Annotated in this window: 17 protein-coding genes; 9 read left to right on the plus strand and 8 right to left on the minus strand. The window is 59.0% G+C overall.

Annotated elements, in window-relative coordinates; translation table 11 throughout:
- Window positions 1-144 precede the first annotated feature (144 nt).
- Window positions 145-2148 (plus strand): type I pullulanase, encoded by a 2004-nt coding sequence (gene pulA / locus FNT36_RS18050; RefSeq protein ID WP_144850520.1) that lies wholly within the window; start codon window positions 145-147, stop codon window positions 2146-2148.
- Between the two features lie 7 nt (window positions 2149-2155).
- Here pulA and FNT36_RS18055 read toward each other — a convergent pair whose 3' ends face one another.
- Window positions 2156-2674, minus strand: coding sequence for a c-type cytochrome (locus FNT36_RS18055; protein ID WP_233636030.1), 519 nt, complete (start codon window positions 2672-2674; stop codon window positions 2156-2158).
- Between the two features lie 289 nt (window positions 2675-2963).
- Between FNT36_RS18055 and fbaA the strand changes: the two genes are divergently transcribed.
- From fbaA to FNT36_RS18095, 8 genes are all read left to right on the plus strand, one after another.
- A complete protein-coding gene (fbaA, locus tag FNT36_RS18060; protein WP_144850524.1) occupies window positions 2964-4049 on the plus strand; it encodes a class II fructose-bisphosphate aldolase in 1086 nt (361 codons plus the stop codon).
- Window positions 4050-4155: 106 nt separating this feature from the next.
- Window positions 4156-4833, plus strand: a complete 678-nt coding sequence (locus FNT36_RS18065) for a response regulator transcription factor (protein WP_144850526.1) — start codon at window positions 4156-4158, stop codon at window positions 4831-4833.
- A 60-nt stretch (window positions 4834-4893) separates the two neighbouring features.
- Window positions 4894-6195 carry a sensor histidine kinase gene (locus FNT36_RS18070; protein ID WP_144850528.1) on the plus strand — a complete coding sequence of 434 codons (1302 nt, stop codon included), beginning with the start codon at window positions 4894-4896 and terminating at the stop codon, window positions 6193-6195.
- 74 nt (window positions 6196-6269) lie between these two features.
- Window positions 6270-6548, plus strand: coding sequence for a hypothetical protein (locus tag FNT36_RS18075; protein ID WP_144850530.1), 279 nt, complete (start codon window positions 6270-6272; stop codon window positions 6546-6548).
- A 55-nt stretch (window positions 6549-6603) separates the two neighbouring features.
- The gene (locus tag FNT36_RS18080) at window positions 6604-7776 is read left to right on the plus strand and encodes an efflux RND transporter periplasmic adaptor subunit (RefSeq protein ID WP_233636031.1); all 1173 of its coding nucleotides are present in this window, start codon (window positions 6604-6606) and stop codon (window positions 7774-7776) included.
- Between the two features lie 93 nt (window positions 7777-7869).
- Window positions 7870-11043, plus strand: coding sequence for an efflux RND transporter permease subunit (locus tag FNT36_RS18085; protein WP_144850532.1), 3174 nt, complete (start codon window positions 7870-7872; stop codon window positions 11041-11043).
- Between the two features lie 240 nt (window positions 11044-11283).
- Window positions 11284-12723 (plus strand): efflux transporter outer membrane subunit, encoded by a 1440-nt coding sequence (locus FNT36_RS18090; RefSeq protein WP_233636032.1) that lies wholly within the window; start codon window positions 11284-11286, stop codon window positions 12721-12723.
- Window positions 12724-12814: 91 nt separating this feature from the next.
- Complete coding sequence (locus tag FNT36_RS18095; protein WP_144850536.1) at window positions 12815-13081, plus strand: hypothetical protein; 267 nt, start codon at window positions 12815-12817, stop codon at window positions 13079-13081.
- 218 nt (window positions 13082-13299) lie between these two features.
- Here the strand turns inward: FNT36_RS18095 and FNT36_RS18100 are convergent, their stop codons facing one another.
- The 7 genes from FNT36_RS18100 to FNT36_RS18130 form a co-directional block, all read right to left on the minus strand.
- Complete coding sequence (locus FNT36_RS18100; protein WP_144850538.1) at window positions 13300-14175, minus strand: SDR family oxidoreductase; 876 nt, start codon at window positions 14173-14175, stop codon at window positions 13300-13302.
- Between the two features lie 97 nt (window positions 14176-14272).
- Window positions 14273-14995, minus strand: a complete 723-nt coding sequence (locus FNT36_RS18105) for a DUF92 domain-containing protein (RefSeq protein ID WP_144850540.1) — start codon at window positions 14993-14995, stop codon at window positions 14273-14275.
- Window positions 14996-15207: 212 nt separating this feature from the next.
- Window positions 15208-16233, minus strand: coding sequence for an EthD domain-containing protein (locus FNT36_RS18110; RefSeq protein ID WP_144850542.1), 1026 nt, complete (start codon window positions 16231-16233; stop codon window positions 15208-15210).
- Window positions 16234-16250: 17 nt separating this feature from the next.
- Entirely contained in the window at window positions 16251-17318 is a 1068-nt protein-coding gene (locus FNT36_RS18115; RefSeq protein WP_144850544.1) for an SDR family oxidoreductase, read from the minus strand.
- 129 nt (window positions 17319-17447) lie between these two features.
- Window positions 17448-18347 carry a helix-turn-helix domain-containing protein gene (locus FNT36_RS18120; RefSeq protein WP_144850546.1) on the minus strand — a complete coding sequence of 300 codons (900 nt, stop codon included), beginning with the start codon at window positions 18345-18347 and terminating at the stop codon, window positions 17448-17450.
- A gap of 41 nt (window positions 18348-18388) precedes the next feature.
- Complete coding sequence (locus FNT36_RS18125) at window positions 18389-18577, minus strand: hypothetical protein (protein WP_144850548.1); 189 nt, start codon at window positions 18575-18577, stop codon at window positions 18389-18391.
- Between the two features lie 79 nt (window positions 18578-18656).
- Window positions 18657-18986, minus strand: a complete 330-nt coding sequence (locus FNT36_RS18130; RefSeq protein WP_144850550.1) for a hypothetical protein — start codon at window positions 18984-18986, stop codon at window positions 18657-18659.
- Between the last annotated feature and the right edge of the window lie 1392 nt (window positions 18987-20378).

Here is a 20378-nt window from a genome sequence, read left to right on the forward strand (position 1 = left end):
GCTAGCTTACTGGGTGATGAGTCCGCAAAGGTGGCCGAGCGTTGCCTGGCTAGGCGGCACTATCGGCCAGTGCAGGCGGTTTCCAGACTAATACCCCGATTGCATCGGGCAAACCAGCCGGGGCTCTGGCCCGAACTTTGAAAAATGACTCGCCTTTTGCTGCTGTTTTTTGTGCTGACCACTCTCCCCTTCGCTCACGCTCAGAAGAGCAAGGCCGACCCCTTCTCGCAAAACCAATACCCCGTTTACAATGGCCCCGGCCTAGGGCTGACGTTTGACCGCACCGGGCGCGGCACTTTGCGTGTGTGGGCGCCTACCGCCGAGGCGCTGCACCTGCGCCTGTACGCGGCCGGCCAGGGTGGTCCGGCCACTGCTACGCACGCCATGCAGCGCAGCACCGCTGGCACCTGGACACTAGCGCTGCCCGCTGGCACCACAGGCTTCTACACGGTGCAGGCCACTATAGCGGGCAAGGCGATGGCCGAGGTGTGCGAGCCCTACGCCCGCGCCGTGGGTGTGAACGGCCACCGGGCCGCCTGGCTCGACCCCGCCACCGCCGCGCCCACCAGCTGGGCCGACGACCTGCGCCCCAAGCCCGGCGCTCCCACCGACATTGTGGTGGGCGAAGGGAGCGTGCGCGACCTTTCGGCCGCACCTACTTCGGGCATTCAGCACAAAAGCAAGTACCTAGGGCTAACCGAGCTGGGCACCACTGGGCCAAGCGGCGTGCGCACCGGCCTAGGTCACCTGCTGGAGCTGGGCATCACGCACGTGCACCTGCTACCGACCTATGATTTTGCGGCCATTGATGAGAGCCTGCCACCCTCGTCCACGCGCTACAGCTGGGGCTACGACCCGGTGAATTATTTCGTACCTGAAGGCTCGTACGCTACTGATGCACTCGACCCCGCGGTGCGCATTCGGGAGTATAAGCAGCTGGTGCAGACGCTACACGACCACCAGTTGCGCGTGATTTCTGATGTGGTCTTCAACCACGTGGCCGATGCGGGCACCAGCGCCTTCGAGCAATTGGTACCGGGCTACTATTTCCGCCACAACGCCGATGGCTCGTACTCCAACGCCACCGCCTGCGGCAACGAGGTAGCCTCCGAGCGGCCGATGGTGCGCAAGCTCATCGTGGACTGCGTGAGCTACTGGGCGCGGGAGTACCACGTCGATGGCTTCCGCTTCGACCTGATGGGTGTGCTCGACCTAGAGACGATGCGCGCCGTGCGCGTGGCCCTCGACCAGCAAGACCACAGCATTTTTGTGTACGGCGAAGGCTGGGCCGCTGGCCCTAGCCCCCTACCCGAGGCCCAGCGTGCCGTGAAGGCCAATGTGAGCAAACTGCCCCGCATTGCTGCCTTCGGCGACGAGCTACGCGATGGCGTGAAGGGCCACTACGCCCACCAGGCCGAAGGCGGCTTTGCGGGCGGCCAGCCAGGGCTGGAGGAAAGCGTCAAATTTGGTATTGTGGCCGCCACGCAGCACCTGCAACTCGACTACGCCAAAGTCAATTACAGTAAAGCGCCCTGGGCCAGCCAGCCCAGCCAAGCCATTAGCTACGTGTCGTGCCACGACGATAGAATCTTGTGGGACAAGCTCGCCGTGGCCCACCCTACTCTCTCGGAAGCGGACTTAATCAAGCTCGACGTATTGAGCAACACCATCGTCTTTACCTCGCAGGGCGTGCCCTTTCTGCCCCTAGGCGACGAGTTTCTGCGCACCAAGAAAGGCGCCAGCAACTCTTACAACCTACCCGACAGCATCAACCAGCTCGACTGGGCCCGCAAGGCGAAGTACCGGCCCGTTTTTAATTTTTACCGCCAGCTGCTGGCCTTACGCAAGGCACACCCAGCCTTCCGTCTACCTAGCCAGGAGTTGATTGCGCAGCACCTAAAATTCTTGCCCGGCACGCCCGCCGGCACCATCGGCTACCAGCTAGTGGAGCACGCGGGCGGTGATACCTGGCAGACTATTACAGTGCTATTCAACGGCACCGGGCAAGCGGCGAGCCTGCCCGTACCAATTGGGAAGTACTCAGCAGTGTTGCGAGGAATGGAAATCAACCAGCACGGCCTAGGTCCAATAATGAGCAGCGGCACGGTGGAGGTGCCAGGGTACTCGGCGCTGGTACTGGTGCAGTAAAGGTTATTCAGTCATGAATTTCAGCATATAGGCCCCTGTCGTCAATCATAACGCCTTCTTCTTCCTGCGACTCGACCCACGTTATTATAGCTTTAATATCCTTTTCCGATAGCTGCGAAAAAGACGGCATCTGTTGCTTGCCATAATCATCGAAAAGCTTCACAGCGTAAGCATCTCCATTGGCAATAACCTTGGCTGGGTTGTGCACCCATGATACAATCCAGGAGGCAGGACGACGCTCAGTGATACCGGCTAATGCTGGCCCTACTACTTTTTCATGGACGGCGTGACATTGGGTGCAATTGGCTTTAAATAGTGCGTCGCCAGCCACAACGGCGGCCTCTTCACTCGGGGTAAGCAGCTTTTTAGCTTTCGCGGAAGCGAGTACAACAGTCGAATCCTTCGGGGCTATCGAGCTGCCTTTATCAGCTGGCTGCTCTGTTTGGGTGTCCTCATCGGCCGAGAAGCCGACTAAGCCGGTGGCACTTAGACCCAGGAACCCTAGCATCAGGACGATGAGAGCCATGCCCACGGTTAGGGCGAAGCTAGTTGAATTTGTACGCATACCACAAGTAGTTAAGTGAGCAATACGCTTCTGCTATATAGTAACCGGCAACGAGGCAATATGCTTAACGGTTTTTCATTTTTTATATCGATTTAGCGGGGCTAGGCGGAGCCTTTTCTATGGGCTGGCTTTGCGGCGGGGTAACACGCCATTGCTCACTGCCCTGATTTTATTCAATAGGAGCCTAATTTTTACAATTAGCATTTTGCCGCAAAAGGGACGAACTTCGCGCCGTTAACGTTTCTTTCTCATGGCAACATCCACACTCACCGGCCTGCGCGCCGGCGTTCTGCACGGCGACGAAGTGCAGGCCCTCTTCCAGCACGCCAAGGCTAATGGTTACGCCCTACCGGCCGTCAACGTAACTGGTACCGACACCGTGAATGCCGTACTCGAAGCGGCCCGCGACCTCAACTCGCCGGTTATCATCCAATTCTCGAATGGCGGCGCTCAGTTCTTCGCCGGCAAAGGCCTGCCCAACGACAAGCAGCAAGCCAGCATCGCGGGCGGCATTTCGGGCGCACACCACGTGCACCTGATGGCCGAAGCCTACGGTGTACCCGTGATTTTGCACACCGACCACGCTGCCAAAAAGCTGCTCCCTTGGATTGATGGCTTGCTCGAAGCCGGCGAGAAATTCTTTGCCGAGCGCGGCCAGCCGCTGTTCAGCTCGCACATGCTCGACTTGTCGGAGGAGCCAATTGAGGAGAACATCGAAACCTGCGTAAAATACCTGGAGCGCATGGCCAAAATCGGCATGACGCTCGAAATCGAGCTAGGCGTGACCGGCGGCGAAGAAGACGGCGTAGACAACTCGGACGTTGATTCGAGCAAGCTTTACACCCAGCCTGAGGAAGTGGCCTACGCCTACGAGCACCTCAGCGCCGTGAGCCCCCGCTTCACTATCGCCGCTGCTTTCGGCAACGTGCACGGCGTGTACAAGCCCGGCAACGTGAAGCTGGAGCCCAAGATTTTGCACAACTCGCAGGAGTTCCTGCGCCAGAAGCACAACATTGAGGAGGCGCTGCCTATCAATTTCGTATTCCACGGCGGCTCGGGTTCGAGCCAGGAGGAAATCCGCGAGGCCATCAGCTACGGTGCCATCAAGATGAACATCGACACTGACTTGCAGTGGGCGTTCTGGGAAGGCATTCAGAAATACTACGTGAAAAACGAAGGCTTCCTCCAAGGCCAAATCGGCAACCCCAACGGTCCCGACTCGCCTAATAAGAAATACTACGACCCCCGCGTGTGGCTGCGCAAAGGCGAAGAAACCTTCGTAGCGCGTTTGAAAATCGCATTCGAAGACCTCAACGCCGTAAACCGCCGGCCCTAGGTATTAACCTCACGCTAGAATATGGTTCCAGCTTAAAAGCCCTGCGCCCTACTCGGGCGCGGGGCTTTTTACTTTTGTACCCGGCTTTCCTTACTCAGCCTCCTCTATGAAAATCCTGCTAGTCGAAGACGAGCCCAAGCTAGCTTCTTTCATCAAGAAAGGGCTGACCAGCGAAGGCTACGACCTGCTCATTGCCTACGACGGGCAAATGGGCCTGTCGCTGGCCCAGCAGCAGCCCTTCGACCTGATTATTCTTGACGTCAACCTGCCGCTGCTCAATGGGTTTGAGCTGTGCCGCCGCATCCGGGCCGACTACCCGCACGTGCCCGTTATCTTTTTAACGGCTTTTGACAGCCTGGAAGACAAGGTGTTGGGGTTTGAGGCCGGGGCCGATGACTACTTAGTAAAGCCGTTCGCCTTTCAGGAATTATTGCTGCGGGTGCGGGCCCTAGGTCGCCGCCAGGCAGCCGTGGAGGCTACGCGCCACGTTATCCGCTTGGCTGACCTAGAGCTGAACCTCGACGCCAAGGTGGTGACCCGCGCTGGGCAACGCATTGACCTCACTACCAAAGAATACGCCTTGCTCGAATATTTGCTTCTTAATCAGGGCCGCATCATCTCGCGGGTGGCGATAGCCGAGCACGTGTGGGACGTAAATTTTGACACCAACACCAACTTGGTAGATGTGTACGTGAGCTACTTGCGCAAGAAGCTCGACCGTGGGTTTTCGCCCAAGCTTATCCATACCGTGGTGGGTATGGGCTACGTGATGCGGGCCGAGTAAACACCACTTTATATTAGTCACGCTGCGCTGCGCGCTGCATGACTGAACAGCTACAACCCTATGCTCATCCGCACCAAGCTCATCCTGCGCTTTACCATTCTTGTGGCGGGGCTGCTGGTGGCGTTTTCGGCATTTGTCTACTACTTCCAGGCGGCGGCGCGGCGGCAACGCTTTGTGCACCGCATGGAAGCCAGCGCACTGCTGGCGGCGCGGGTGCTTATCAGGAGCGGGCACCCGGCGGGGCCAGTGCACCCACGCGACCTGCTGATGATGACCGGTGAGCGCCTGCGCATCGTAAGTCCAACAGGGCAAACCTTGTTTGCCGAAGCCGCCTCGGTGCCGCCCGACCTAGCCGACCAACTTGAAAGCACCCGCGTGCGCTACAAGTCGCAAGGCATTACGTATCAAGTAGAAGTATCGGCTATCGACCGCCTAGGTCACTCGCAGCTCGACACACTGCGCCTTATACTAGTGGTGGGCAATGTGGGCACGCTGCTGCTCATCATCCTGGCCGGGTGGGTGCTGGCCAATCAGTTTTTGCAGCCCATCGCCCGCGTGGTCGAGCAGGTAGAGCAAATCACCGCCTCCAACCTCAGCCAGCGGGTAGACGAGGGCAACCGGCGCGACGAAATAGCGCGCCTTGCCCTCACCTTCAACCAGATGCTGGCGGGCGTGGAACAGGCCTTTGAGGCCCAGAAAAGCTTTTTGTCGCACGCCTCGCACGAGCTGCGCACGCCGCTGGCCACGCTGCTAGGCACGCTTGAAACCTCGCTGGCCTACGACGACACTCTAGACGAAAGTAAGGAAAGCATCACCTCGGGCCTCGAAGACGTGCGCCACCTTATCGCCCTCACCAACGGCCTGCTCACATTGGCCCGGGCCGATGCGCCCTCGCCGCGCCTGCTTCCCGTGCGCCTCGATGAGTGCCTCACCACGGCCCTAGGTTATGCCCAGGCCAAGTACCCCAGCCGCGACGTGCAGCTTAGCATCGGCCCGGTACCCGCGGCCGCATCGGCCGAGCCTTTCAGTCTGCCTGGCAATGCCGAGCTACTGACCACGGCTCTTTTCAACTTGCTAGATAATGCCTGCAAATACTCGCAAGCCGCTGTAAACGTGACCTTAAGCTATCCCGACTCTAATACCCTGCAAGTGAGCGTGCAGGACAGCGGCCCCGGCATTGCACCCGCCGACCAGGCGCGGCTGTTCGAGCCACTATTTCGGGCGCGCAGCGCGGCCGGGCGGCCGGGCTTTGGCCTAGGGCTGCCACTAACGCAAAAGGTAGTGCGCCTGCACGGCGGGCAACTGGCGATAGAGTCGGCGGCGGGCGAAGGCACTACGGCCACGGTGCGGCTGCCAGTGTAGCCCCTATTAATAAGTTTAATCTATTCTAATACCGTTCTCAGACGGTTTTAATGTCGGCGGGGGTGCTTTGCACTATGAATCGCCCCCTTCCTTTTGCCGATACCCGCTACCGCGTGCTGGCTGCGCTGCTGGCCGTGGCCCTGCTGCTGTCGGGGGCGCTCAATTGCTTTTTGCTGAGCCGCACCGATGGCCTGACGGCTTACTCCTCGCTACTCGACGATGACGACGATGCCGAGGACCTCATCGCCACCCGGGCCGAACTCACCCTTACTCAAACTATGCTGGCCCGCTGCCAGGCCGCCAGCCTGCGCCGCGACTCCACTAACCTAGCCGCCCATTCGCCGGAGCGCTAACGTGCGCCCGGCGTTTGCGTACTATCCTAAATTCACAAATTATACACCTTACCAAGTGTCTCTTTTTCAAGACAAAATAGCGGGCCACGGCACCCTTTTGGCTAGCCTGACCGCGGGCCTACTGCTACTGAGCAGCTGCGGCAAGGACGACGACGAAACCGCTAAAAAGGAAGAGTCGGCCCCGCCCCAGGTGCCCGTGGTAGCCCTGCGCACCACCGACCAGCGCCTCTACCACGAGCATGTGGCCGACATTCAGGCCGAGCGCAACGTGGAGGTGCGGGCCAAAGTGCGCGGCTTTCTCGAGCACATTTATGTGGACGAGGGAAAGTTTGTGAAGAAAGGTCAGCCGCTGTTCCGCATTCAGCCCAGCGAATACCAAAACCAGTTGGCCCGCGCCAAAGCTGCCGAAACCGCTGCCGAGGCGGAGGTGGCCTCGGCTAAGGTGCAGCTAGAGCGCGTGCAGCTGCTAGTAAATAAAAACATCATCGCTAAGACCGAGACCGACTTGGCGCGAGCCAACCTGCGCACGGCGCAGTCGCACGTGGCCGAGGCGCAAGCTCGCCAAAGCACGGCTCGCCTCAACCTAGACTACACGCTAGTACGGGCGCCCTTCGACGGCATCATCAACCGCATTCCGCTCAAGGTGGGTAGCCTGATTGAGGAAACCACGTTGCTCACTACGGTGTCGGACCTCAGCCAAGTATTCGCCTACTTCGAAATACCTGAAAACGAGTACCTAGAGCTGATGCGCCTGCGCCAAGAGCACCCCGAGCGCAGCAACTCTGATACGATAGCCTTGGTGCTGGCTGACAATAGCCGCTACCCCTACCCTGGCTACATCGAAACCTCGGAAGGCGAGATTGACGAAAACACCGGCTCCATCGCCTTCCGCGCCCGCTTCGACAACCCGCAGCACCTGCTCAAGCACGGTGCTACCGGCCGCGTGCGCCTCACCAATGTAGTGTCTGATGCCCTGCTAGTGCCACAAAAGGCCGTGTTCGAGATTCAGGACAAGAGCTACGTATATGTGCTTGACAGCAACAACGTTGCTCATACCCGCAGCTTTGTGCCTGGCACCCGCACTGGCAGCGACTACGTGGTAAAAAGTGGCCTCAAACGCGGTGAGCGCGTGGTATACGAAGGCACACAGGAGGTCAAAGACGGCCTAAAGGTGGTGCCGCGCAAAGCAGAAATTCCGCCGGCGACAGACGTGGCCAAAGTGCGGTAGCCGCTGTTGGGCGGACTTTATAAGCCGCAAATCCACAGTTGCTTCTAACTGGCCTACCCAAACACAGACTACAGATTCCGCGCAACCTATCCTATGTTCGATATCTTCATTCGCCGCCCGGTCCTCTCGCTGGTTATCTCCTTATTGATAACCTTGTTAGGTGGCCTAGCGCTGTTTCAGCTGCCCATCACGCAGTTTCCCGACATCGTACCGCCCTCGGTGACCGTGACGGCGCACTACACCGGAGCCAATGCCGAGGTGTGCGCCAAGGCCGTAGCCACGCCGCTGGAGCGCGCCATCAATGGTGTGCCGGGCATGACGTCGATGACGTCGGTAAACAGCAATGACGGCACTACGCTCATCGAGGTGTTCTTTCAGGTGGGCACCGACCCCGACCTAGCGGCCGTGGCCGTGCAGGGCCGCGTGCAAACCGTAATTGATGAGCTGCCCGAAGAGGTAATTAAGGCTGGTGTGACGGCCGAAAAGGAGGTAAACTCCATGCTGCTCTATCTCAACATCACGAGCACCGACAAGGCCGCGGGCGAGAAGTTCATCTACAACTTCGCCGATATCAACATCTTGCAGGAGCTCAAGCGCATCAACGGGGTGGGCCTGGCCGAGATTATGGGCGCCCGCGAATACTCGATGCGCGTGTGGCTGAAACCCGACCGTATGGCCGCCTACAACGTGGGCACCGAGGACGTGGTGGCCGCCATCCGGGCCGAAAACGTGGAGGCTGCCCCTGGCAAATCGGGCGAAAGCTCGGGCCGCCAAGCCCATGACCTGCAATACGTGCTGCGCTACACCGGCAAAATGTTCAAGCCTGAGCAGTACCGCAACATCGTACTGCGCGCCAACCCCGACGGCTCGGTGCTCAAGCTCAAGGAAGTAGCTGACATCGAGTTTGGCTCGCTCACCTACGGCATGGTGTCGAAGGAAGACGGGCGGCCTTCAGCGGCCATCATGCTCAAGCAGCGCCCTGGCTCTAATGCCAGCGAGGTTATCGCGGGCGTAAAGGAGCGCATGGCCGAGCTAAAAGCCACCAGCTTCCCGCCCGGCATGACCTACAGCATCGCCTACGACGTGTCGCGCTTCCTCGATGCCAGTATCCATGAGGTACTCAAGACGTTAGTGGAAGCCTTTATCCTAGTGTTTATCGTGGTGTTCCTGTTTTTGCAGGATTTCCGTTCCACACTTATTCCAGCCCTGGCAGTGCCGGTGGCGCTTATCGGCACGTTGTTTATTATGAGCCTCCTAGGGTTCAGTATCAACCTGCTGACGCTCTTTGCCTTGGTGCTCGCCATTGGTATCGTGGTCGATGATGCTATTGTGGTGGTCGAGGCGGTGCACGCCAAGATGCACAACGAGCACTTAGCGCCCCGTGCGGCCACCTTCGCGGCCATGCACGAAATCAGCGGGGCCATCGTGGCTATTACCTTGGTAATGACAGCGGTATTCGTGCCCACGTCGTTTTTGAGCGGGCCGGTGGGCGTGTTTTACCGGCAGTTTTCGCTCACGCTAGCCTCGGCCATTTTGATTTCGGCCGTGAATGCCTTGACCCTAACGCCGGCTTTGTGCTCGCTGCTGCTTAAGCCGGTAGAGCACAACGAGAAGCCGGGCCTGATGGGCCGCTTTTTCAACTGGTTTAATGCCCGCTACGACAGCTTGGCCGACGGCTATAAAAAGGTACTGGGTGTGGTGGCGCACCGCCGCGTCATTACCCTAGGTGCCTTACTGGTGTTCATCGGGCTGGCCTACGGCACGAGCCAGATTCTGCCCGCCGGCTTCATTCCGACCGAAGACCAGGGCATGATTTACGTGAACGTGACTACGCCCGCCGGGGCCACGGTAGAGCGTACCGAGGAAGTGCTTGACCAGATTCAGAAAGTAGCGGCTAAACTCAAGCCTGTGGAGTCGGTATCGACCCTGGCCGGTTATAGCCTACTCAACGACGTGGCGGGCTCGACCTACGGCATGGGCATGATAAACCTGTCCGCTTGGGAAGGCCGCGAGCAGTCGGTAGATGACCTCATTACTGAATTGCGCGAAAAAACCAAGGGCATTTCTGATGCTAGCATCGAGTTCTTCCCGCCGCCTGCGGTGCCGGGCTTTGGTAATGCCAGCGGCGTGGAGCTGCGCGTGCTCGATAAGTCGGGCACTGGTGACCTGCAGCGCACGGCTGATGTCACCAAAGACTTCATTTTGGCCCTCGATAAGTCGCCGGCTATCAGCTCGGCATTTACTAACTACGACGCCAATTTCCCGCAGTACCTCATCCACGTTGACCAGGAGCAGGCCGCTAAAAAAGGCGTGACTGTAGACGCGGCCATGAGCACCCTGCAAACATTGATTGGCAGCTACTACGCTTCCAACTTCATCCGTTTCGGCCAGCTCTACAAGGTGATGGTGCAGGCCGGTCCCGAGTACCGCACCAACCCCGAAGACCTACTGAAGCTGTACGTGAAAAACAACCGCGGCGAGCTAGTACCCTATTCGACCTTTGTGCGGCTGGAACGCGTGTACGGTCCCGACCAGCTTACGCGCTACAACATGTACACCTCGGCTATGGTGAGCAGCGACGCGGCGCCCGGCCACAGCACCGGCGATGTTATCAAGACCGTTGAGGAAACCGCTAAGAAGGTGCTGCCCAAGGGTTACAGCTTTGAGTGGAGCGGCATGACCCGCGAGCAGGTGCTGTCGGGCAACCAGGCTATCTACATTTTTGCGCTGGTTATCGTGTTCGTGTACCTCATTCTGGCCGCGCAGTATGAGAGCTTTTTGTTGCCGCTACCGGTGCTATTGAGCTTGCCTACGGGCATTTTCGGGGCCTTCCTGTTCCTGAAAGTCCTAGGTCTCGAAAACAACATCTATGCCCAGGTAGCGCTGGTAATGCTCATTGGCCTGTTGGGCAAAAATGCCATCCTGGTAATTGAAGTGGCTGAGCAGCGACGCCGCGCCGGGGCCTCGGTTTTCGACGCCGTTATCGAGGGTACGCTCTCGCGCCTGCGGCCGATTTTGATGACTTCGTTCGCCTTCATTCTGGGCTTGATGCCGCTGGTAGTAGCGCACGGTGCGGGCGCCCTAGGCAACCGCAGCATCGGCACGGCGGCAGCAGGCGGTATGCTGGTGGGCACGGCTTTCGGGCTGCTGCTGGTGCCGGGCCTCTACGTCATTTTCGCGGGCATGATACCCAAGGAGGATAAAGACGAGGAAGAGCCAGCTACCGAAGCGGTGGAAGAAGAAATGGAAGAGCCGGCACACGCCTAGGCTCAACGAGCGCCAACTCCGAGCAATCAGCTTGCCCCTGGTGCCCTAGCCCCTTCACTCGCGGAAGGGAGCTAGATGATTACTGAATTTGAACTACAATCTCTGATGTATTTAGCTAGGTTTTTTGCTTCTGTTTTCACTAAACCACGGGCCGTTCGGCTTCCCTCTGCTCAAGAACTCTGCGCGTCGAGTGCAGTAGGACCGGGGGCAGGGTCGCGCGCCCGGCGAGCCTGCACTGCCTTGCTAGCAACATCTTTAGTAGCCCTAGGTGCCTGCCAAATCACCGCGCCCCGCTCCTACCCTGCTGCCACCCCGCTACCCACCACCTACGGCTACCCAGCGCCCAACGACAGCACCAGCATTGGCGACCTGGCGTGGAATCAGTTCTTTGCCGATAAAACCCTCATTGGGCTCATTGACACGGCTTTGCAGCAAAACCTTGACCTGCGCCAAGCCAGTCAGCGCGTAGAGCAAGCCCGTGCTGCTGTGCTAGAACGCCGCGGAGCACTGCTGCCCAGCGTGAATGCCACCGGCACGGCGGGCTTCGACCGCTACGGGCGCTACACCCTTAATGGTGTGGGCAACTTCGACACCAACTTGTCGCAAAACATCGACGCGAACCAAGTGGTGCCGACTGGCTTCACACCCGACTATTTCTTAGGGCTGCGCAGCACCTGGGAGGTAGACCTGTGGGGCCGCCTGCGCAGCCTGCGCAACGCGGCGCAGGGGCGCTTGCTCGCCACTGAACAAGGGCGGCGCTTGGTAATCACAAGTGTGATTGCCGAAGTAGCCAACAATTACTACGAACTACTGACCCTTGACAACCAGCTAGCTACCTTGCAGCGCAACTTATTACTGCAAGAGCGGGCCCTCGAAATAACCAAGGTGCAGAAGCTAGCCGGCCGCGCCACCGAGCTGGCCGTGCAGCAGTTTCAGGCGCAGGTGCTGCGCACCCGCAGCCTGGCCTATGAGACCAAGCAGCGCATCGTAGAAAACGAAACCCAACTCAATCAGCTCATGGGCCGCTACCCGCGCCGCATTGCGCGGCCCGCCGAGCTGGCCGAGGTGCAAGTACCTAAGCGCCTGCTGGCCGGCGTGCCCTCCCGCTTGGTGCTGCGCCGCCCCGATGTGCGCCAGGCCGAGCTAAACCTAGCCGCCAATGGTGCCGACCTCGACGCCGCCCGGGCTGCCTTTTTGCCGGCACTCACACTCACGCCCTATGTGGGAGTTAATGCGTTCCGGTCGTCGCTGCTGTTTCAGCCGGGTTCGGTGGTGGCGGGCATCCTAGGAGGCCTGAGCGCGCCCATTCTGAACCGCCGTGCGCTGCGCGCCGAGCGCAACCGCGCCACCGCCGCTAGCCTTGAAACGTACTACGCGTACCAACAAACCCTGCAAACCAGCGTGCGCGAGGTCACAAACACCCTGCGCGGCGTGGCCAACTACGACAGCGCCCTCACCCTGCGCCGCCAGGAAGTAGTGACCCTGCGCCGGGCCGTGGACATTGCTACCGACCTGCAATACACTGGCTACGCTACGTATCTGGAAATCATTACGGCCCAGCGCAGCGTGCTCGATGCCGAACTGAGCCTGGCCGAGCTGCGCCGCACGCAGCTGCTGCAAGCCGTGGCTCTGTACCGCGCCCTAGGTGGCGGCTGGAACACGCCCGTGCGCCAGCAGTAGAACCACCGCCGAGCCTACTGCGTAATTACAGCCTGGCACCATGGCGGCGGGTGCCGGAACTATCCGCCCGCCGCGTGGGTATTTTTGTCCTATGGAAGTTGGTTGCTACACTTTAGCGGAGGCCACTACGGCTGCTCCTTTTCTTGACTACGCCGTGTGCCTCGATGACTCTGCCCGCCCCGCCAACCATAGCGGCGACTGGCCAGTGCAGGGCCAAGTTTACCCCGTGCGCGTGGTAGACAGCCGCCTCGAAGGCATTCCGCTGGTGCACGTGCTCACCTTTATGGGTGAGGCGCCTTACTATAATGCGTTCGCGCCGCACCGTTTTCAAATCACGCACCGCCTGTATCTCAATTAAGTAATACACCTAGGCGCGTTAAACACGAAAAAGCCGCTTGGTTGGCTACGTTGGAATCTGATTCCTAGCGTAGCCAGCCAAGCGGCTCTTTAATTACAACTTCTACCCGCATCTTGTCATGCTGAGCCTGCGAAGCATCTCTATCGCTTCAGCAGTGCAGTAGAGAGGCTTCGCAAGCTCAGCATGACAAATACGGGGCAGCTACTCTTAACTCGTTTCTAGCCTTTAGGCATGCCGCCAGTTACTTCGAGTAGGCTGCCGGTCGAGTAGCTGCCATCTTGCGAGGCGAAGTACACGTAGGATGGCGCTAATTCCTCGGGCTGACCGGGGCGACCGAGCATAGTTTCGTCACCAAATTTGTCTAGGTCCTCTTGAAGCATGGTACCGGGGATGAGCGGCGTCCAGATGGGGCCAGGCAGCACGGCATTCACCCGAATTTTCTTTTCGCCTAGGTAGGCGGCTAGGCTCTTGGTGAAGGTGTGGATGGCGCCCTTGGTAGAGGCATAGTCTACCTGATGCTGATTGCCGACAATGCCCGCGATGCTACCGGTATTGATGATGGCGTCGCCTTCTTTCAGAAAGGGAATGGCGGCCTGGGCCATAAAGATGTAGCCCTTGATATTGGTATCGAAGGTGCGGTGGATGTTCTCCTCCGGGATGGTTTCGAAGTGCTCGTAGCCCTTTTGGTAAGCGGCGTTGTTCACCAAGATGTTGAAGCCGCCCAGCTCGGCGTGGGTGCGGCGCACGGCCTCGCGGCACTCAGTAGCCGAACGCACGTCGGCCTGAATGGCGAGGAACTTACGTCCCTGAGCCTCCACGGCCTTGCCGACCACGGCGGCGTCTTCAGCATTAGATTGGTACACGATGGCTATGTCGGCGCCTTCCATGGCGTAGGCCAGGGCCACGGCTCTCCCGATACCCGAGTCGCCGCCCGTAATGAGGGCTACCTTGCCGGTGAGCTTGCCCGCCGGCTTGTAGTTCGACATATCCCAATCGGGCTGCTCCTTCATGTTCTCCTCGCTCGTAGGATAGCCCATGGGCTTGGGGCTGATTTCGCTGTTGGTTGGGCGCGGTTCGTTTTGTTCAGTGCTCATTAGTGCTAGGTTAGGTGCAAAAACAATACGGCCGCCAGCAAGCCAGGGCTGGCAAATACCCGAATTATGTAAGTACCAACCTAGGTACCGGCCGAGCTTACCTGAGGGGCCACACAGCAGATAAGCCCGCCGCTACCAGCGCTCCAATAAGCGTGTTCAAGAAGTTGACACCATCGTTAGGCAAGTAGTGGCGCCGCTCTAGCGTGGCACCCAGCAGCGAGTCGCCTAGGTTGCCCGCCGTGCCAGCCAGCAGCAAGATGCCGAAGGCCGGGTACCAGCCCTCGGCTACGCAGTACACACTGGCTAGCACTGCACTGCCCGCCAGCCCCAGCAGCGTCCCTTCGGCACTAATAACGCCATCCAAGCCGCGCTGGTCAGGCTTGAAGGTCAAAATATTGACATAGCGCCGGCCGTAGATATTGCCTAACTCAGAAGCCAGCGTATCGGCCGTGGCGGCGGCAAAGCCGCCCGCCAGCATGAGGCGGCCCAGCGGCGCAAACGATGGCAGCAGCCACGCAGCTAAACCTAGCAGGCCAGCCAGGCCGGCATTAGCGAGCACCTGCCCAGCCGTGCGACGGCCTTTGTTGGCTTCGGCCAGCCCTAGGCGGCGCTTATCGGAAACGCGCCACGCCGAGGCCGCCGTGCCCAGGCCAAAAAACGTGGCCAGCAGACCCAGGCCCATAAAGCCGGCCCCTAGGTAGATGCACACGCCCAGTACCCCACCCGTCCACACGGCCGGAATGGTAAGCTTACCTGCCCGTGCGCTGTAAGCCATGCCCAGGGCCAGCAGAAGAATAACAAGACCTAGGCGAAGCAGCATAATGACAGAGGCGGGCGAGCCACCAAAGTTCGGGCTGAGTTCTTAGCGAGCGTACTTAAAGCCCATTTTATATTTTATCAGAAAGCCCCTTCCCACCTGTCCTGCTAAGCTTGCGAAGCATCTCTACCATACCGTTGAAGGAAGTAGTAGAGAGCTTCGCAAGCTCAGCAGGACAGGCGGCAAGGGGCTTGTAATTTATCGCTGCTAAACGTTTAGTATTTAGTCGCCAGCTCGGGCAGCAAGCGGTTGATAACGCTGTAATTCAACCCCGTCCAGTACTCGGAGCGGGCCACGTCTACAAAAGTGGCTTCGTCGGCCGCGATGGTGCGGTACTCGTCGCTCACTAGGTAATCTTCCACGTCGTTCATGCTGGCAAAGGCAAGCACCGAAATCGCATCAATCAGCTCCCCTTCCGGGTCGGGCTGCTGCGACGAGCCAATGTTGTGCAATTGGGCGTAGCGACGCACGTAGGTGTGCGTGGCGGGCTGGGCCAGCACCAACGGCGCGTGCTGCCGCAGCAGACGCTCCTGAAACGCTTCGCGGCTCAACTCGGGCCGGCGGTGGTGGATTTTGACTAGGCTAATCGGGTCGCGGTGCTGCGCGCTAGGCAGCAAAATGTACTCGCGGGTAATCTCACGCGTCACCAAGCGGAAGACCGTTTGCTCGTCGGCAATAATGCGCTTGGCATACTGCTCCTGCTTCAGCACTCGGTTGATATCGGCCTCTGCCGCGTAGGCGATGTAGGCAAAGCCATCAAAGCGCGGGCGCTGGTAGGCGGGCACCCGAGCATAGGGGTCATCCACAAGCTTGCCGTTTTCTTGGGTCATGGCCCGGTAGGGCGGCTGAAAAAACGACGACGGCCCAGCCGCCACACGGTGCACCTGGTCGTAGCGCAGCACCAGCTCGTTGTCGGTGCCCGGCTCCTCATACGCGAACTTGGGGCCGTGCACCTTGCGCCAGTACTCATCCCAATGCTCAAAATCGAGGTTAGGGTTGAGCTCTAGCGCAATTTCGGCGGGCTCGGCATCGGGGTTCTCGATACCCTCGCCGCGGCGGTCGCGGGTCGAGTTTTCGTCTTGCAGCCGCTCGGTGCGGGGCGTGGCATCGGCCCGCGTCAGGAAGGTGGGCGTGACGATGAGCGGCGCCGTAGTAGTGTGGTAGCTGGTGAGCGCGGGCGGCCGGTGGCCATTGTCAGCGCGGTCGTCGGCGGCAGCTAGGCTGTTGGGTTGGGTTGACATAGCAGGAAGAAAGTAGGTTACGGAATCAGCCGGTCGGAGCGCAGCTGGGCAAATAGGTCAAAAAATGACTCTTCGCTGCGCTGGTACACGTGGAAGCCCGCTTGGCGGCTCTTCGACATGTCGGTCATCACTTCGATGGGGCGCCCTAGGTCGAGGTCAGTGTGCCAGGGCGAGGCCAGCCGGTCGAGGTCGGCTTCGGCCAAGTTGTAGCGCGCGGCCATGTCGCGCCACAGCGGCGCGTCGCCAGCCATAGCCTCTTCCAGCGAGTGCACAGTTCCATCGAAGCCCGCGGCCTCGATGCCAAACCAAGCGGCCAGCCGTGGCCACAGCCAGCTCCAGCGGAAGTAGTCGCCATTGGTGATATTAAAGGCCTCATTGCGGGCTGCCTCGGCCGTAGCAGCCCAAGCCAACTGCTTGGCAATCACGCGGGCATCGGTCACGTCCGACAAGCCTTCCCACTGTGCCTGCGAGCCGGGCCACTGGAAGGGCCGGCCAGTTTCTTTGCAAATGCTGGCGTACACGGCCAGCGTGCTGCCCATGTTCATGAGGTTGCCCACGGCCTTGCCAATAATGGTGTGGGGGCGGTGGATGCTCCAGGTAAAGCCATCGCGCTCGGCGGCAGCGTACACTTCATCTTCCTGGGCGTAGTAAAAATTGGCGACGTCGAGCCGGGGCATTTCTTCGCGCACTGGCGTGGGCGGCAGCGCACCGGCCCGGGCATACGAGTCAAACGGCCCTAGGTAGTGTTTGAGGCCTGTGACGAGGGCCACGTGCTGCACCGACTTTTTGGGGCTGAGCGCGGCCAGCAGGTTGCGCACCATACCGCCGTTCACACGAATGTTCTCAGCCTCGGTGTCATTGCGCAGCCAGCTGGTCAAGAACACGTGCGTGGGGTTAATATCGGCCAGGGCCGCGTCGAGGCTGGCGGGGTCGAGTAGGTCGGCCGCCACGGGGTGCAGGCCGGCTACATCGGTTTGGGGGCGGCGGGCCAGGCCGTAGGTCGTCCAGCCTGTGGCAATGAGCTCGTGGGCCAGGTTGCTGCCAATAATGCCGCTGGCTCCTACTATAAGCGCGATTTTTTCCATTGAAGTACGTACAAAAAAGAGTGGCTGCGGGGCGCCCTAGGGCGCCCCTGCCAGGTGAGCGATGCCCTAGGGCACCTATCGGCAAAGCTACCGGGCTCACCCAGCGTCCTCTTTGTACGAAATGCCGAATTACTTGTACGTCGTGAATTGTGCCCGATACGCCGATGGCGCCTGCCCCACCGCCTGCCGAAACCAGCGCGAGAAGTGCGCCGCGTCGTAAAACGTGAGCCGGTAGGCAATGTCGCTGATGGGTAGCTGCGTACCCGTCAGCAGCACCCTAGCCTCCGTGGCTACCTTCTCTTTGAGCAAGTTAGCCGCGCTTTGGCCAGTAGCTTGGCGGCATAATGCGCTCAGCTGTTTCGGCGTTAGGCAGAGGTCAGCGGCGTAGGCGTCCAGGGTCAATACCGGCTCGGTAGCTGCCGCCAAGCGCACCGCTATCAATTGCAAAAACTGCTGCACCACTGGCGTCTGGGCGGTAGCTGAGGCGATGGGTCGCTCCCACTCGCGCACATCGGCCAGTAGCAGGCGCAGGTGGTGGCGGGCCTTTTCGAGGTGGGCCTGCTGGGCGTAAAGCTGCTCGCCGCTCTGGGCCAGCGTGGCGTACTCGGCTGGCGAGGCGGCATGGTACACGTAGGGCGCGCCGCCCGCCAGCATGGCCCCAAGCTGGTAGCCGGGTAGCAAGCCAGCGTTGTAAAAATCGGGCGAGAAAAAGCAGTACAGCCCCGTTTGTGGGCCCTCGTGTAGGCGCCAGCTCAGGGCGGTGCCGGGCGGCACCAGCAAGATGGACCTAGGCGCCACGGCTACTACCTCACTATCTAGCGTGAAGTCTCCTCCACCTTCCGCTATCAGCGAGAGCTTATAAAAAGCGCGTCGATGCAGCTCGATGTGCTGGCGGCACGTGGCAAACCGCTCTTCGCGCCGATATACCACTAGCTGCTCCAGGGCCTCAGTGGGAGGCTTAGGGTGCAGTAGCTCGGCCGTTTGGGGGTAGGCGTCGAAGCCAAAAGTGGGCAGCGCGGGCGTTTCCATCGCTTGTTAACCCTTGGGCCACGCAATGGTTGCGGCCGCCCCTAGGCAGCATTGCCCAGCGGGGCGGCTGGGTTTGCCGGCTTGCTTAGGGCAGCCTGCTCCTCCTGGGTGCGCTTGCGGGCCTGAGCCGCAATAAACTCCAGAAATTCCTCGTCTGAGTAGAGCGGTGTGGGCGGTATCACCACGGGTTTCGGCGTAAACATGGCCCGCATTTTATCAAATAATTTCATGGTCAAATAGGATTAAAATAATTTCCTATTTAAAACGTATTGACCACCTTATTTAGTGCGCAGCAACCTGGCGACCGGCTTATTGCCCTTTTACCAACACTAGGGTGCTCTGGCCGCCCTCACTGCCACTAAAGGAGCTTTTGATGGCATAGCCCTGCTGGTAGAGCCCCGTTAACACCTCCTGTATTTTTTCAGCCGAATCCCGCATGAGCTTGGCTTCGTCGCTAGCCATGTTAGGCTTCACTTCTGTTTCGTCGGCAAAGCCTCGGCTGCGCGCTACCACGATGCGGGTGCCAAGCCGAGACTCCAGCACCTTCATCACTACAATATCGGCTTGACTAGTTTGAGCCTTGGCTGGCTGAGCGGCGAAGGCCCACAGGTACCCACCCAAAAGAAGAAGTTTTTTCATAGTAGCTAGCCTACTACAAGTGCCGTGCCGCGCACGTAGCTAAGACTGACTAAAATCAATCGCCAACAGGAATAATATCAGTAATTATATTATTAAATTTAAGTAGCCGTAGTCAAAACAGTCCCCGCGGCTTTTAACTTCAAGCTGTGATTGACTCAGTTTTGCTTTCCTATAACTAGTCCCTCCCGTATGACTCGCAGCCCTACTCTCAACGCTAGAAAACGCCGACGCTCGCGCAAAAACGAGTATACCAAACCTTTCAATTACAATATACTAGCTTGGGTATTATTAGCTATGCTAGCTCTTTTTGTGCTAGCGGTAAAAGCCTTTTGGTAGGCAGCGCTACGATAGCTGTAGGCGCCGGCTCGCCTACCTAGGGCTAGGCAACTGCAACGTGTCACCAGCTAGCTCCACTGGCTTTTCTGCCAATTAGCTGCTCTAAATATTTGTGCAGCTGCCCAGCCAGCACCACCACCCCTGGCAGCATCCTCGCTAGCAACACGCGCTTTTATACGCGCCCACCTAAGTGCTGCAGTACAAGGCAACCCATGTTGTGGTGCAATAGGTACATAGAGACATAAGCCACCCCGCCGCTATTAAGTATGTCGTCCCATCTGGCCGGAACCCGCGGGCAGTAAGGAGTAGCATGTCTAATTGGAGCAGCAGTCTTGCAGTGACACGCCGAAGAGCAGCGGCTAACCTGCGGCCACGTAGGCTGGCCGGCGCTGGTGCATCACCGCAGAGCGAGCACGCCGCCTAGTAGGGTCTGGACGGGTATGGGCACCGCCCCCTGGACACAAAGAATTGACCTGGCGTTTTGCCTTGTGCGCTATGCAAAATGACGTAGCCGCTAATCAGGAAAAAACAGCTTGCTGCCTAGGGTACACACACGTCTTATGGCAGGGCAGCTTAGGGGCCCAGGTTGCCCTTATACCAGTGGAGGTAGGCCTAGTGGTAGAGCACTACAGCCACCGCTACTATAAAGCGAAGCAAGTCGATTCATAGTAGCAAGTGAGGTGATGAAGGGCGGTTGCTGTATGCAGCAATAGTAGTTTTTACAAAGCACCAATCTTTTTTGAATTTTATCCGAAAGCTCGGCCGCCGACGCCAGATTGCCTAGCGCACAAAATATTGAATCACAGCTATATAACAAGGCCACTCCCAAGCTACGGCCTTAGATGAAGAACACCTAAATTATTGGGACTCATTCCTTCATATTGTCTTAATGGCAAGGTGATGAGCTTTGTATCACCCAGCACGACGAAGGCACTTGCTCGTCGACCTATTCCCTCGGTTTTGCTCTCCCAGAATTGATTTAAGACCGGCCGCCGTGCTGGTATTAACTGGCTTCTGCTTTATACAGAGCCACTTGTGAAGCATGTAAAAATATTT

The organism is Hymenobacter setariae, from assembly GCF_007713685.1.
GTDB classification, from domain to species: Bacteria; Bacteroidota; Bacteroidia; order Cytophagales; family Hymenobacteraceae; genus Hymenobacter; species Hymenobacter setariae.